Here is a 13555-nt window from a genome sequence, read left to right on the forward strand (position 1 = left end):
CCGAAGCCCGAAACTGATCCTAACCAAGGAGACTTGCATGAAAACAAAATCCATACTCACCCTCGCCGACGTCAACGCCATCCTCGACGCCGCCCAGCAGGAGGCCGAGGCCAACGGCTGGCTAGTGACCATCGCCGTGGCCGACGACGGCGGCCACCTGCTCGGCCTGCGCCGCCTCGACGGCGCCCCGGCCATGACCCCGGACATCGCCACCCAGAAGGCCCGCAGCTCCGCCCTTGGTGCCCGCGAAACCCAGGCCTTCGAGGAGATGATCAACGGCGGCCGCAACGCCTTCCTCTCCGCGCCGCTGTCCGGCCTGCTCGCCGGCGGCGTGCCGGTGCTGGTCGACGGCCAGGTCGCCGGCACCGTCGGCGTCTCCGGGGTCAAGCCCGACCAGGACGTGCAGGTCGCCCGGGCCGGTATCGCCGCCGTCGGCTGATCCCGCCCCGCCAGCACCACAAACGCCCGCTGTCTTTAGGCAGCGGGCGTTTGTGCATAGGCGTGAATCCAGCGGCGGACCTATACTTCAAGCGGCCACCACCGCAGGGAGAACCAGCGATGATCAAGAAACTGTTTACCGCCCTGGCGCTGATGCTGTTCACGGCATCCGCCTGGGCCAATATGTGTCCGGCCCTGATGGGCGAAATCGACCAGGCCCTGGAGGACGAGGCCACGGTCTCCATGCTCGACGAGGGGCAGCTCGAGGAGGTCCGTGACCTGCGTGCCCGGGGCGAGGAGGCCCACGGGGCAGGCAACCACGACGAGTCCGTGGCCCTGCTCGAACAGGCCAAGGAGATCCTCGGTATTTGATAACGCATGCCGGCCGAGGGCTACTTGGCTCTCGGCCGGCCCGCTTCCCCTTCGCACTCATCCCGGGGCTGCGCCGCACAGGCCAGCACCCATTCCTGCAGCGCCCGCTTCGCCTCGCCGGAGGCCTCCGGGTGGGCATCGATCAGCCCGTAGCCCCGCGACGAGCCGAGCTGCAGATCCGGCAGCCCGACCAGCATGCCACCATCGAGCAGGTCATCGATCAACCCCCGCCAGCCCATCCCGATGCCCTGGCCGGCGATCGCCGCCTGGATCAGCAGGGTGTAGTTGTTGAATGTCAGCTCCGACGACCCCAGGTAGTCGATACCCGCCAACTGCGCGAAATAGCGCGGCCAGTCCAGCCAGCTCTGCCCCTGTTCGGCGGTCAAGGTCAGCAGCGGCAGCTCCGCCAGCCGCTGCGGCGAGGCGATCGGCCCGTGCTGCCGCAGGAAGCCCGGACTGCACACCGGCAAGACCTCTTCCCGGAACAACTGCGGCACCCCGCCCGCCAGGGTCCGCTCGTCGCAGAACACGATCGCCACGTCGATCTCCTGCGTTCGCCAGTCGAGCACACCCTGGTTGGTCACGATGCGCACGTCGATATGCGAATGCCGTTCACGGAAGCGCGGCAGTCGCGGCATCAGCCAGTAAGCCGCGAACGAGAAGTCGGTGAGGATGTTCACGTGGGGATGACGATGCCGGTGCTGGAGTCGGTCGATGGTGCGATCGATGGTCGCGAACCCCTCCTGCACGCTGACGAACAGCGCCTGGCCCGCCTCGGTCAGCCTCACTCCCCGGTAGATGCGCTCGAACAGCAGCAGACCGAGTTGCTCCTCCAGGCTGCGGACCTGCTGGCTGACCGCCGACTGGGTCGAGCGCAGCTCTCGCGCCGCGGCGGTAAAGCTCAGATGCCGTGCCGCCGCCTCGAACACCCGCAGGCCGTTGGGCGACGCCGTCCTGCCTATCCATGACATTAGCTTGCCTAATGCCTCCCATAAAAATTCAGCGAGTTTACAGACCTTGAGATTAGCAGGGAGACTGTCGTGACAGCCAGTCCAGGCGTGGATCGAGTACCCGCATTCATCGCTCACATCCACAACTCGTCTCTACAACTCGTTTCTTCAACAACAGGAGGCCCCATGACCCGCAAGCAGCCCAACATCCTGTTCCTGATGGCCGACCAGATGGCGGCGTCGGCCCTGCCCTTCTACGGGCACCCCCTGGTCAAGACGCCGCACCTGTCGCGCCTGGCCGCCGAGGGCGTGGTCTTCGATTCGGCCTACTGCAACAGCCCGCTGTGCGCACCGTCGCGCTTCACGCTGATGGCCGGCCAGCTGCCGTCGCGCATCGGCGGCTACGACAACGCCGGTGATTTTCCCGCCGACACCCCGACCTTCGCCCACTACCTGCGCGATGCCGGTTACACCACCGCGCTGTCGGGCAAGATGCACTTCTGCGGCCCGGATCAGCTCCACGGCTTCGAGGAGCGCCTGACCACCGACATCTATCCGGCCGACTATGGCTGGTTCGTCGACTGGGAAAACTTCGATGAGCGGCCGAGCTACTACCACAACATGTCCTCGGTGATTCAGGCCGGCCCCTGCGTGCGCTCCAACCAGCTCGACTTCGACGACGAGGTCACCTTCCGCGCCAAGCGTTTCCTCTACGACTATGCTCGCAACACCCCGGCACGCAACGGCGAGCGGCGTCCCTTCTGCCTGACCGTGTCGCTGACCCACCCTCACGACCCCTACACCATTCCGCAGGAGTACTGGGACCGCTACGACCACGACGCCATCGACATGCCCCGCGTGCCCTACTCGCGTGAGCGGATGGACCCGCACTCCAGGCGCCTGCGTCATGTCTACCAGCTCGACGAGGACACCCTCGGCGACGAGCAGATCCGCAACGCACGCCACGCCTATTACGGGGCGCTCAGCTATGTCGACGACCAGATCGGTGAGGTGCTGAAGGCCTTGAAAGAGACCGGCCTCGACGAAGACACCATCATCGTCTTCTCAGGCGACCACGGCGACATGCTCGGCGAGCGCGGCCTCTGGTACAAGATGAGCTGGTTCGAGGATTCCGCGCGGGTGCCGATGATCGTCCACGCCCCGGACCGCTTCACCCCCGGACGGGTCAGCGAATCGGTGTCGACCATGGACCTGCTGCCGACCTTCGCCGAGCTCGCCCACGACGGTACCGCCCCGGAGTATGCCGTGCCCGTCGACGGTCGCAGCCTATTGCCGCACCTGACCGGCAACGGCGGCCACGACGAGGTGATCGGCGAATATCTCGGCGAGGGCGCCATCGCGCCGTTGTTGATGATCCGCCGCGGGCGCTACAAGTTCGTCCACACGGCACCGGATCCGGACCAGTTGTTCGACCTCGAGGCCGATCCGCTGGAGCTCAACAACCTGGCCGAGGATCCCGCGCACCTGGACCTGTGCAAGCAGTTCCGCGACGAGGTCGCCCGGCGCTGGGACTACGAGCGGCTGCACGGCGAGGTGATCGCGAGCCAGCGACGCCGCAGGCTGGTCTCGCGGGCGCTCATGCAGGGCAGGGTCACGCCCTGGGACCACCAGCCGCTGTTCGATGCCAGTACCCAGTACATGCGCAACACCATCGACCTGGACGATCTCGAGCGGCGCGCGCGCTTCCCGGCCCCGCCCGCCGACCGGCCCTAGTCGCGCGACGGGCCGGTAGTACATCAGGGGGCCGGCACTACCCCCCTGGTTTCTACCTGTCGAGCCAAAGCGTCGCAGTCATTCCATGAAGACGAGGTTGTAGGCCTATGACAAGAGAACCCTGACTATTCCATAAATTACAATAAGGAGAGGCATCTCATGAATACCACGAGCGACCCCGCGTCGCCTCCCATGAACAGCGACATGCAAACGGACTACGTCGTTGGCCAGGACAATATCGAAGGGCGACTGGGGCCCATCGGCTTCGATATCCACAATCGGGTCTTTATCGTATCGGCGCTCGCGTCGGTCGTCTTCATCGTCCTCACCCTGCTGTTTCCTGAGAGGGCGGGGAGCCTATTCCAGTCCATCGTCAGCTTCACCACCGGGACGCTGGACTGGTACTTCATGATTCTGGTGGATTTCTTCATCCTGTTCTGTGTGGCGCTCGTCGTCCTGCCCTACGGGAAGGTCCGGCTGGGGGGGCCCGATGCCCGTCCGGAGCACAGTTACCTGTCCTGGTTCGCGTTGCTGTTCACCGCTGGCATCGGTATCGGCCTGCTGTTCTTCAGCGTGCTCGAGCCGGTCTATCATGCCAACGTTTCCCTGCCCCTGGGCATTGCCTCACCGTTCGGTACCGATGGGGAACTGAACCCGGAGGCCATTCCCGCAGCCACCGCCCTGGGCCTTGCCGGCACCTTTCTCCATTGGGGCCTGCATGGCTGGGCCGTCTATGTGGTGATGGCCCTGGCGCTGGCCATCTTTACCTATAACAAGGGCCTGCCCTTCTCCATCCGTTCGGCGTTCTTCCCTATCCTCGGTGATCGCGTCTGGGGCTGGCCGGGACATCTGATCGATATCCTGGCGGTGTTTTCCACCCTGTTCGGTCTGGCCACGGCACTCGGCCTCGGCGCCCAGCAGGCCAATGCGGGGATGAATTTCGTCTTTGGTCTGGAGATCAGCACCACCTTTCAGGTCATCGTCATCCTGCTGGTGACCGCGGTGGCCCTGGTGTCGGTCTGGCGCGGCCTGGAGGGCGGCGTGAAGAAGCTCTCCGAGATCAATATGATCCTGGCCGTGTTGTTCTTCTTCTTCGTACTGTTCGCCGGCCCGACCCTGGTGGGCCTGAACGGGTTCTGGTCGGGGCTTTCGACCTACGTGAAGGAGTTCGTCCCCCTGTCGGCCCCCATCGGTCGTGACGATGATGCCTATCGTCAGGCCTGGTCGGTCTTCTACTGGGCCTGGTGGGTCAGTTGGGCACCGTTCGTCGGCATGTTCATCGCTCGGGTGTCACGGGGTCGCACGGTGCGGGAATTCGTGATCTGCGTGCTGCTGGTGCCCAGCCTGTTCATCTTCATCTGGATGGGCGTCTTCGGTGGCATCGCGCTCGATCAGCTCTATGCCGACCCCGCGGGCAGCCTGGTCAAGGCCTACGTGATCGACAATTACAGCCCCGAGCTGTCGCTGTTCGGCATGCTGAATGAGCTGCCGCTGACGGGCCTGATGTCGACCCTCGGCATCACTCTGGCGTTGATCTTCTTCGTCACCTCGTCGGATTCCGGCTCCCTGGTGATCGATACCATCACGGCCGGTGGCAAGATCGATGCCCCCCGGCCCCAGCGGATGTTCTGGGCCACGGTGGAGGGCCTGATCGCCATCGTGCTACTGATCGGCGGCGGGCTGTCGGCGCTTCAGGCCGGGGTGACGGCGACGGCGATTCCGTTCTCCATCGTGATGCTGTTGATGTGCTACTCCATCATCAAGGCGCTGAATGGCGAGCTGCGCCGCAAACCCTCCTGAAGGACGCCGAATGCGTCATTGAAACGACTTGCTCCCCCGGGCCCGGCGAAACGGGACCGGGAGGAGTGGTCCGAACCGTTCGAATAGCCCAGACTGTCAGGATCGGTAGACGGCTCATCGAGAGCCGAAGGAGACGACATCATGGCGGGAGGTTGGTCGAGGGACGGTGCCGTGCAGGAGCAGATCGACAGCACCATCGAGGACGCGCTGCAGCGGGCGCGCAGCGAGTTACCCCGGGGCGAGAGCCTGAAGCACTGCGAGGAGTGCGGCGACGAGATTCCCCAGGCCCGCCGCGAGGCCGTGCCGGGTGTGCGCTTGTGCATCGCCTGCCAGAGCGAGCTCGACAAGCGTCGCACCGCCTTCAGCGGCTACAACCGCCGCGGCAGCAAGGATAGCCAGCTGCGCTGACCTCATTAGCGTCCTCATCAATTGCCGCGTATCATCGGCCTATTGTATGCAAGGCTCAAGAGCCCCGACCGTATCGGGGCTCTTGCACGTTAGAGGTCACCATGCCGCTGCTCACCTTCCTGCCCCCGCTCGGCGCCGTGCTGATCTGGTCGGGCAACATGACCATCAACCAGCTCACCGTCGGCGCCATCGCCCCCAGCAGCATCGCCTTCCTGCGCTGGGTACTGGCGCTGGCCGTGCTCACGCCCTTCCTGGCGCCCGTCGCCTGGCGCCATCGCGAGGCGATCCGCCGGGCCTGGCCCAAGCTGGCGGTGCTGGGTCTGCTCGGCATGGCCCTGTGGCAGGGCCTGGCCTATGTCGCTGCCGAGACCACCTCGGCCACCAACATGGGCATCCTCGCCGCCATGGTGCCGCTGCTCACCGTGCTGCTCAGCGCCCTGATCCTGCGCGAGGCGCCCAGTCTCGGCGGCACCCTGGGCGGCGTACTGGCGCTGATCGGCGTCGCCGTGCTGCTGGGTCGCGGCAACCCGCTCTCGCTGCTGGAACTGCGGGTCGCCCTCGGCGACGCGCTGATGGTGGTGGCCGCCACCTGCTACGCCCTCTACGGGGTGATGCTCAAGCGCTGGCCGCTCGACCTGCCCCCCTGGGTGGTGCTCTACCTGCAGGCCGTCTTCGCCACCCTATTCCTGCTGCCCGGCTACCTGATGGGCCCGATGACCCCGGTCGACGGCCACAACGTCTGGCTGATCCTCTACGCCGGCATCCCCGCCTCGATCATCACCACCTTCCTGTGGATGCGCGCCATCCGTCAGATCGGCGCCAGCCAGGCCAGCATCTTCATCAACCTGATGCCGCTGTTCAGCGCGCTGATCGCCATGGCCTTCCTCGGCGAGCAGATCGCGCTGTTCCACTTCGTCGGCGGCGTGCTGGTGCTGGCCGGGGTGATCATGGCCCAGACGCTGACCCGGCCACTGCGGCGGACAAATGAGGACTGCATCGCCGATTAGCGGATACCGGCGCGCAGGAACGACTGCACGAACTGGCGCTGGAAGAGCAGGAAGGCGGCCAGCAGCGGAGCGATGCCGAGCAGCGGCCGATGGGTGCCAGGGAGGAGGAAAGTGGGGGGATGCGCGGCGTAACGTGCATCCCCTTGGGTGAATCAGGCAGCGCTGGGCTGGGGGGCGGGGCGCGAACGGTTGTAGACGCTTTCGTCGAGCTCGTTTTCGCTCTTGCCGACCAGGACCGACACCATCAGGTCACCACAGACATTGACGGTGGTACGGGCCATATCCAGGATGCGGTCGATACCGGCGATGATTGCCAGACCTTCCATCGGCAGGCCGACGGTTGTCAGGACCAGGGACAGCATGATCAGGCCCGCGCCCGGTACGCCGGCCGTGCCGATCGACGCCAGAGTGGATGTCATGATGATCAGCAGGTAGTCGGAGAACGCCAGGTCGACGCCAAAGGCCTGGGCGATGAACAATGCACAGACCCCTTGGTAGAGCGCGGTACCGTCCATGTTGATGGTCGCACCCAGCGGCAGTACGAAACTGGAGACCCCTTTGGAGACGCCCATCTCCTCCCTGGCGGCCTTGATGGAAGCCGGTAGGGTTCCGGCGCTGCTGGTCGTGGTGAAGGCCACTGCAGCCGGATTGATCAGGCCCTTGAGGTAGCGCACCGGATTCAGACGCCCCAGGACACTGACCAGGCCGGTATAGAACACCATCACGTGAATGATACAGCCCAAATAGACCACGGCAACCACCTTGATCAGTGGCAGCAGGATGTCCAAGCCGTACGTGCCGGCCACCCAGGCCATCAGGCCGAACACGCCGTAGGGTGCCAGTTTCATCACCAGTTCGGTCAGCTTGTACATGCCTTCCGCCAGGCTTTCGAACACCTGCACCGCCGGCTTCGCTTTCTCACCGCACAGGTTCAGCGCAATGCCCAATCCCAGGGCGAATACGATGATCTGCAGGATGTTGCCGGTCGCCAGCGCATCGACTGGATTCGTCGGAATCATGTTGAGCAGCGTCTCGACCAGGGTAGGCGCCTCGCCGGCGGCAGGCGCGCTGTCGGCCGCCGCCATATTGACGCCCTCGCCCGTGGCGAAGAGCGTGCCCATGCCAAGGCCGATGCTGATCGCGACGGCCGTGGTGCCGAGATAGAGCACCAGGGATTTAAGGCCGATGCGCCCCAGCTTGCGGGTGTCCTGCATCGAGGTGACACCAGTCACCAGCGAGCAGAACACCAGCGGCACGATGAGCATCTTGATGGAGTTGAGGAAGAGGGTGCCGATCGGCTTCAACAGCTCGGCATCGGGGCCCAGAAGCCCCCCCACCAGCATCCCGAGGGCCATGCCGATCAGGATCTTCTTCCAGAGTGCCAGTCTGCTCCAGAAACCGGCACGAGGTGTCTCTAACGTTGCATGTTCCATTGGTTTTCTCTTCCGTTATCGTTGTGGTCAATCAGCCTGGGCGACAGGCGCCGCCGGGCGGCGGCGCTGCGGGCCAGTGAATGACCCGTCATAGCCCAATCCCAGACCGTCATCTCGCAAGAACAATGCCAGCCCCCGAGGATTCGGAATAAGCTATTGTTTTTAATGAATTAACTGGAAGAATGAAGAGTGACGAAGTCGACCAGGAAGGTATAACCAGGGGAATGGAACAGCACACCGACACCTGAAAATCAGCTATATTTTCAATGAGTTATAGAATACAAAAACCAGGGTTATAGTCATAACCCTGGTTATAGCGATCGATGTCAACTCAGCCCGACTGGGACTTCTTCAGTCGCTTGCTCAATGCCGGCTGGGAAATACCCAGCAGGCGCGAGGCCCGGGACTGATTGCCCCGCGCCCGCTCCATCGCCTCGGCCACCAGCATATCGGCGACTTGCTGCAGGGTCGGCAACGGCTGATCGGGAGCGAAGAGGGGCATTGCAGGGTCCGCTTCGGACTCCGGTATCGCGCCTCCCTGGCCAACCGCCTGGCGAAACACGTCCATTGACAGCACGCCCCCACGATGGCGGCCGAGGGCATCGAAACACAGGGCGCGCAGCTCCCTGACGTTGCCGGGAAAGGCATAGTGGCGTAGCAGTGCCACCAGTTCCTTGGGTACCGGGGGCTTGTTCCGGCCCAGGTCCTCGGCGGCTTCGGCGAGGAAGTGATCCAGTAACAGCGGGATGTCGCCCTGGCGCTGGCGCAGCGGCGGCAACTCCACCTGGTGAGTGCGCAAGCGATAATAGAGATCCTTGCGGAACTCGCCGTCGCGCTGCTTCTGGTCCAGGTCCTGATGGGTGGCCACCAGCACCCGGGCATGGATCCGCTTGGGCCTGTCGCTGCCGAGTGGGTAGTACTCCCCCTCCTGCAACAGCCGCAGCAGCTTTACCTGCGAAGCCAGGCTGAGGTCGCCAATCTCGTCCAGCAACAGGGTGCCACCACCGGCCTGATCGATCATGCCCGCCCGAGCCTTGTCGGCGCCGGTAAAGGCGCCACGGTGATGACCGAACAGGGTGTCGGCGAAGATGTTGTCATCGAGGCCGGCAACATTGACGCAGACCAGCGGCCCACTACGTCCGCTCAACGTGTGGATGGCCCGGGCGATCGCCTCCTTGCCGGTCCCGCTCTCGCCGGTGATCAATACCGGCTGGCTGCTTGCCGACACCGTCTCGAGGTACTGGAACACCGAACGCATGCCCTTGTCCCGGGTAATGATATCGGCGAATACCTCCGGCCGATCCAGCGTATCGCTGAGAAACCGCCGGCGCATCTCCAGGTTTTCCAGGCGCATTTCCTGCATCCGGACCGCCCGGTGAATGCCATCGAGCAGGCGGTTCTCCTCCGTCGTTTTTATGAAGTAGTCATAGGCACCGAGGCGAATACAGTTCACCGCGGTTTCCAGTTGGTTCAGCCCGCTGATGATGATGACGCCGATCTCCGGATGCTCCTCGACGATCTGCTGCAGCAACGCTTCACCGGACAGGTGTGGCATGGTCAGGTCGAGCAGTACCAGCCCGATCGGATTCTCGGCGATGATCTGCATCGCGTCGCGGCTGTCCTGGCACTGATAGAGGTGGTTGATCCCCCCCTGAGTCTCCAGTATCAGGCTGAAACTACGTAGAAACGAGGCCTCGTCGTCGACCAGCAGAATACCGAAGGCCGGATAGAGATTACTGCTCATTCGGTAAAGTTCCCGGGTTGATCGGTAATGATAGAACGGCGCGTGTCCCTTTACCGGGTTCGGAGTCGTAATCCAGCGTGCCGCCATGCTCCTGTACGATGCTCAGGGATACCGAGAGGCCGAGTCCCATGCCGCCCTGTTCCCGGTTGGTGGTAAAGAAGGGATCGCTGAGCCGCGAGAGGTTTTCCGGTTCGATACCGCGTCCCTCATCCCGCACTTCGAGACGCAACAACCCCTTGGCGGCCTCATATTGCGTTGTCACGGAGATGGCTTTGTCGCGGGAGTCCAACGCCTGACAGGCATTGACGATCAGGTTGATCACCACCTGCTCGATTTTCTGGGCGCTGCCTCGGAACCGCGGTGCCGACTCGTCGTAGCGGAGCCGGAAATGGTCGGTGGACTTGCGAATGGTGCTGTCGACCAGGCGGATGGCGGCGGCCACCACTTCATTGAGATCCACCGACTCGCTCAGGTCGACCGGCCCCTGCCGGGCGAAATCACGCAGGTCATCGACGATCCGGCGGATACGCTGGGCCCCGCTGGAGATATCCTCCAACATGCTCGGTATCTCTTTTCTCATCCGGCTGTAGGGTAAGTGGCCAAGCACAAAATCGCCATGCTGCTGATAAAACGCCTCGTATGCCTCCTCACTGTCACGAAGCACCTCCTTGAGCATCGACAGATTCATCAGCACCAGACTACAGGGATTATTGATCTCGTGGGCAACCCCCGAGACCAGCACCCCCAGAGAGGTCATCTTGTCAGCCTGGATCAGCTTCTGCTGTTGGAATTGCAGTTCCTGCGCGCGTCGGGCGACTTCGCGGGTGAGCATCCGGTTCCAGATGACGATCCCCCCGAGCACCAGCAACAACACCGCCGATACCACTGCGGCACCCTGGCCGATCTTCTTCCATGCCACTCCCGACTTTTCGAGCGGACCCAACCACCGGTCATAGATCGCCTGCTGGCGTCCGGTATTCTTGAGAATCGCCAGGCCTTCGCTGAACTGAGCCAGCAACTCCTCGTTGCCCTTGACAACGCTGTAGCCGTATCGCCGCGCACCGAAGGTCCTGCCCACCGGCTCGATGTTCGAGAGTTCCAGCTCGCGTCCCAGATAGAGGCCCGGCAGGTTCGCCACCAGCGCATAGTCGTGCTTGCCGGATGCCAGCATCCGCAACGCATCGGCGTGGGCCTCCGCCGGAAACAATTGGGCGCCGACATCGTTCTGCAACATCAGATCGTGCATGACGCCGCGCTCCTGCACGATCACCTCCTTGCCCCGAAGCTCCTGCAAGTCGGTGATGGACGCCTGCCCCTTGCGGGCGAAGACCGACTGATGAACGATGGCATGGGGAGGCGCGAAATCGTACAGCTCGGCACGCTCGGGTGAATAGGCCATCCCCTGCACCACGTCGATTTCACCCGTTTCCAGGAGCTCGCGTATCTCTGCCCAGTTCCCCAGCCGAATCTCGACGTCGATCCCCATCACTTCGGCAATCGCCCGGGTCAGGTCGGTGTTGTAGCCATCCGGCTCGCCCTCTTCGTTGATGAACTCATAGGGCGGATAGTTGTGGTCACCGCCGACGATGATGACGTTGCTCTGGTCAACGGCCTGGCTGCTGGCTGCGGTGTCCATGACGCCCGCCAGGGACAGGCCCAACCAGATCAGGCAGCCCATCACCCTGCGTCGCACAAGAACAACCATTTCTCAGACTCCAGCCGTGCCATTACCGGCAGCGCCATGGCGCTGCAGCAGCCCGGCGTCAAGTTAACCGACTCCTCGAGTATTGCAAAGCCGAAGACCTTGCCAGGGTCACCATGCGTGATGACGGCTCAGCGTATCCCCGCGCGCAGGAACGACTGCACGAACTGGCGCTGGAAGAGCAGGAAGGCGACCAGCAGCGGGGCGATGCTGAGCAGGGTGGCGGCGCTGACGGTGGCCCAGTTGACCCCGGTTTCCGGCGCCGAGAAGATACCGAGCCCCACCGTCAGCGGGCGGCTCTCCACCGAGTTGGTGACCACCAGCGGCCACAGGAAATTGTTCCAGTGATGGCTGATCGAGACCAGGCCGTAGGCCAGGTAGGTGGGCTTGGCCAAGGGCACATAGACCTTGAGCAGGATCGCCATCCAGCCGCAGCCCTCGACCCGGGCGGCGTCCTCGAGCTCGCGGGGAATGGTCTTGAAGGTCTGGCGCAGCAGGAAGATGCCGAAGGCGCTGGCCACGTAGGGCAGCCCGATGCCGGTGATGGTGTCGACCAGTCCCAGCGCGCTTGCGATGCGGTAGTTCTCGACGATCAGTACCTCGGGGAAGACGAACAGCTGGATCAGCACCAGCATGAACAGGATGTCCTTGCCGGGAAGCGGGAAACGCGCGAAGGCGAAGCCCGCCAGGGTGCAGACCACGAACTGGGCGGCGACGATGCCGGTGACCAGCAGTAAGGTGTTGAGGTAGTAGCGCGCGAACGGGGCCTGGGCCCAGGCGTCGGTGAAGTTGTCCAGCGTCAGCGGCGCCAGCAGGTCGAAGCGCACCATGAAGGCCGACGGGTGGAAGGCCGCCCAGAAGGCATAGAGCAGCGGGAAGATCCAGATGATCGCCAGCAGCCAGGCGGCGGTGGTTTCCAGTCTCGGTAACCGGGCCAGCACCCGTTGGGCGGTGGAAGGATGGGCAGCGAGCGACGTGGTCATGGCATCGTTACCGGTGTGGTCATTGCGTCATTATTGATAGTGGGTCCGGGGATCGAGCACGCGGAACTTGATGGTGGCCACCACCGCCAGCACCAGCAGGATCACCACGGTGATGGTGGCGGCATAGGTGCGGTCGAAGAACGAGAAGGCGTTCTCGTAGACGTAGTAGAGCAGCAGGTTGGTGGCGTTGTTCGGCCCGCCCTTGGTGAGGATGAACAGATGATCCACCACCCGCACCGCGTTGATCAGCGCATTGATCAGCACGAACAGGGTGGTCGGCATCAGCAGCGGAAAGGTCACCCGCCAGAAGAAGCCCCAGCGGCTGGTGCCCTCCAGGTCGGCGGCCTCCTCGAGTTCCGGCGGGATGCTCTGCAGCGCCGCCAGGTAGAAGATCATGAAGAAGCCGGCCTCCTTCCAGATGGTCATCACGATCACCGAGGTGAGCGCCACGCCAGGGTCGCCCAGCCAGTTCGGCCCACTGATGCCGATCACGCCCAGCAGCTTGTTGAACAGGCCGATCTGCGGCGCGTAGAAGAACATCCAGATATTGGCCGCGGCGATCATCGGCAGGATGGTCGGTGTGAAATAGGCCATGCGCACCAGGCCACGCCCCGGCAGGCGGGCGTTGACGAACAGCGCCATGCCCAGCGCCAGGGCGATGGAGGTGGGGATGGTACCCAGCGCATAGATCAGGTTGTTGCGCGCCACCTTCCAGAAGGTGCGATCCTCGATCAGCAGCGCATAGTTCTCGAGCCCGACGAACTCCGGCGGCGCGCCACGAAAGCCGGGCAGGAACAGGCTGTTGACCAGCGTGGCGACGGTCGGCAGGTAGGCGAAGGTGCCCAGCAGCACCGCCGCCGGCAGCAGCAATAGTGCGCCGTAGATCTGCATGCGTCGATCGGCGTTGTGGATCACCATGGCATGTCCTGTCTGGGGCTACCCGGGGGCAAGGGCGACGAGGAGGCGCTGTGAATCCTTCCCTGG

General features: G+C 63.7%; 12 protein-coding genes and 1 pseudogene. 6 read left to right on the forward strand and 7 right to left on the reverse strand.

What is annotated here, in order from left to right:
- Positions 1–37 precede the first annotated feature (37 nt).
- Entirely contained in the window at positions 38–439 is a 402-nt protein-coding gene (locus QLQ85_RS22630; protein WP_282741064.1) for a GlcG/HbpS family heme-binding protein, read from the forward strand.
- Between the two features lie 119 nt (positions 440–558).
- Positions 559–810 carry a hypothetical protein gene (locus tag QLQ85_RS22635; protein ID WP_282741065.1) on the forward strand — a complete coding sequence of 84 codons (252 nt, stop codon included), beginning with the start codon at positions 559–561 and terminating at the stop codon, positions 808–810.
- A 20-nt stretch (positions 811–830) separates the two neighbouring features.
- On the opposite strand, the gene QLQ85_RS22640 is transcribed toward QLQ85_RS22635, so the two are convergent.
- Positions 831–1781 (reverse strand): choline sulfate utilization transcriptional regulator, encoded by a 951-nt coding sequence (locus tag QLQ85_RS22640; RefSeq protein WP_282741066.1) that lies wholly within the window; start codon positions 1779–1781, stop codon positions 831–833.
- 165 nt (positions 1782–1946) lie between these two features.
- Here QLQ85_RS22640 and betC point away from each other — a divergent pair, with 165 nt between their 5' ends.
- The 4 genes from betC (at position 1947) to QLQ85_RS22660 (ending at position 6709) form a co-directional block, all read left to right on the forward strand.
- On the forward strand, positions 1947–3494 hold the full coding sequence (gene betC, locus QLQ85_RS22645) for a choline-sulfatase (protein ID WP_282741067.1): 1548 nt from the start codon (positions 1947–1949) through the stop codon (positions 3492–3494).
- 159 nt (positions 3495–3653) lie between these two features.
- Positions 3654–5294 (forward strand): BCCT family transporter, encoded by a 1641-nt coding sequence (locus QLQ85_RS22650; RefSeq protein ID WP_282741068.1) that lies wholly within the window; start codon positions 3654–3656, stop codon positions 5292–5294.
- A 141-nt stretch (positions 5295–5435) separates the two neighbouring features.
- On the forward strand, positions 5436–5702 hold the full coding sequence (locus tag QLQ85_RS22655; protein WP_282741069.1) for a DksA/TraR family C4-type zinc finger protein: 267 nt from the start codon (positions 5436–5438) through the stop codon (positions 5700–5702).
- A gap of 101 nt (positions 5703–5803) precedes the next feature.
- The gene (locus QLQ85_RS22660) at positions 5804–6709 is read left to right on the forward strand and encodes a DMT family transporter (RefSeq protein ID WP_282741070.1); all 906 of its coding nucleotides are present in this window, start codon (positions 5804–5806) and stop codon (positions 6707–6709) included.
- Here QLQ85_RS22660 and QLQ85_RS22900 read toward each other — a convergent pair.
- The 6 genes and pseudogenes from QLQ85_RS22900 to QLQ85_RS22685 form a co-directional block, all read right to left on the reverse strand.
- Positions 6706–6792, reverse strand: a pseudogene (locus tag QLQ85_RS22900) (carbohydrate ABC transporter permease); the annotation flags it as partial. The gene QLQ85_RS22660 and the pseudogene QLQ85_RS22900 overlap by 4 nt on opposite strands.
- A gap of 69 nt (positions 6793–6861) precedes the next feature.
- On the reverse strand, positions 6862–8142 hold the full coding sequence (locus QLQ85_RS22665) for a dicarboxylate/amino acid:cation symporter (protein WP_282741071.1): 1281 nt from the start codon (positions 8140–8142) through the stop codon (positions 6862–6864).
- A 331-nt stretch (positions 8143–8473) separates the two neighbouring features.
- On the reverse strand, positions 8474–9886 hold the full coding sequence (locus tag QLQ85_RS22670; protein ID WP_282741072.1) for a sigma-54-dependent transcriptional regulator: 1413 nt from the start codon (positions 9884–9886) through the stop codon (positions 8474–8476).
- A complete protein-coding gene (locus tag QLQ85_RS22675; protein WP_282741073.1) occupies positions 9876–11591 on the reverse strand; it encodes a transporter substrate-binding domain-containing protein in 1716 nt (571 codons plus the stop codon). The genes QLQ85_RS22670 and QLQ85_RS22675 overlap by 11 nt, the downstream gene beginning before the upstream one ends.
- 128 nt (positions 11592–11719) lie before the next feature.
- Positions 11720–12571: a carbohydrate ABC transporter permease gene (locus QLQ85_RS22680; RefSeq protein ID WP_282741074.1), complete on the reverse strand. Its 852-nt coding sequence runs from the start codon at positions 12569–12571 to the stop codon at positions 11720–11722.
- 30 nt (positions 12572–12601) lie between these two features.
- Positions 12602–13489 carry a carbohydrate ABC transporter permease gene (locus tag QLQ85_RS22685; RefSeq protein WP_282741075.1) on the reverse strand — a complete coding sequence of 296 codons (888 nt, stop codon included), beginning with the start codon at positions 13487–13489 and terminating at the stop codon, positions 12602–12604.
- Positions 13490–13555 lie beyond the last annotated feature (66 nt).

The sequence above is a fragment of the Halomonas kalidii genome (assembly GCF_030010475.1).
In the GTDB taxonomy this organism is placed as follows: Bacteria; Pseudomonadota; Gammaproteobacteria; order Pseudomonadales; family Halomonadaceae; genus Halomonas; species Halomonas heilongjiangensis.

What these genes read in the sequence shown, in the direction of transcription:
- QLQ85_RS22655 (WP_282741069.1), top strand. Translation starts at nt 5,436, where the DNA reads ATGGCGGGAGGTTGGTCGAGGGACGGTGCCGTGCAGGAGCAGATCGAC.
- QLQ85_RS22670 (WP_282741072.1), bottom strand. Translation starts at nt 9,886, where the DNA reads ATGAGCAGTAATCTCTATCCGGCCTTCGGTATTCTGCTGGTCGACGAC.
- QLQ85_RS22635 (WP_282741065.1), top strand. Translation starts at nt 559, where the DNA reads ATGATCAAGAAACTGTTTACCGCCCTGGCGCTGATGCTGTTCACGGCA.
- QLQ85_RS22630 (WP_282741064.1), top strand. Translation starts at nt 38, where the DNA reads ATGAAAACAAAATCCATACTCACCCTCGCCGACGTCAACGCCATCCTC.
- QLQ85_RS22665 (WP_282741071.1), bottom strand. Translation starts at nt 8,142, where the DNA reads ATGGAACATGCAACGTTAGAGACACCTCGTGCCGGTTTCTGGAGCAGA.
- betC (WP_282741067.1), top strand. Translation starts at nt 1,947, where the DNA reads ATGACCCGCAAGCAGCCCAACATCCTGTTCCTGATGGCCGACCAGATG.
- QLQ85_RS22640 (WP_282741066.1), bottom strand. Translation starts at nt 1,781, where the DNA reads ATGTCATGGATAGGCAGGACGGCGTCGCCCAACGGCCTGCGGGTGTTC.
- QLQ85_RS22675 (WP_282741073.1), bottom strand. Translation starts at nt 11,591, where the DNA reads ATGGTTGTTCTTGTGCGACGCAGGGTGATGGGCTGCCTGATCTGGTTG.
- QLQ85_RS22680 (WP_282741074.1), bottom strand. Translation starts at nt 12,571, where the DNA reads ATGACCACGTCGCTCGCTGCCCATCCTTCCACCGCCCAACGGGTGCTG.
- QLQ85_RS22660 (WP_282741070.1), top strand. Translation starts at nt 5,804, where the DNA reads ATGCCGCTGCTCACCTTCCTGCCCCCGCTCGGCGCCGTGCTGATCTGG.
- QLQ85_RS22685 (WP_282741075.1), bottom strand. Translation starts at nt 13,489, where the DNA reads ATGGTGATCCACAACGCCGATCGACGCATGCAGATCTACGGCGCACTA.
- QLQ85_RS22650 (WP_282741068.1), top strand. Translation starts at nt 3,654, where the DNA reads ATGAATACCACGAGCGACCCCGCGTCGCCTCCCATGAACAGCGACATG.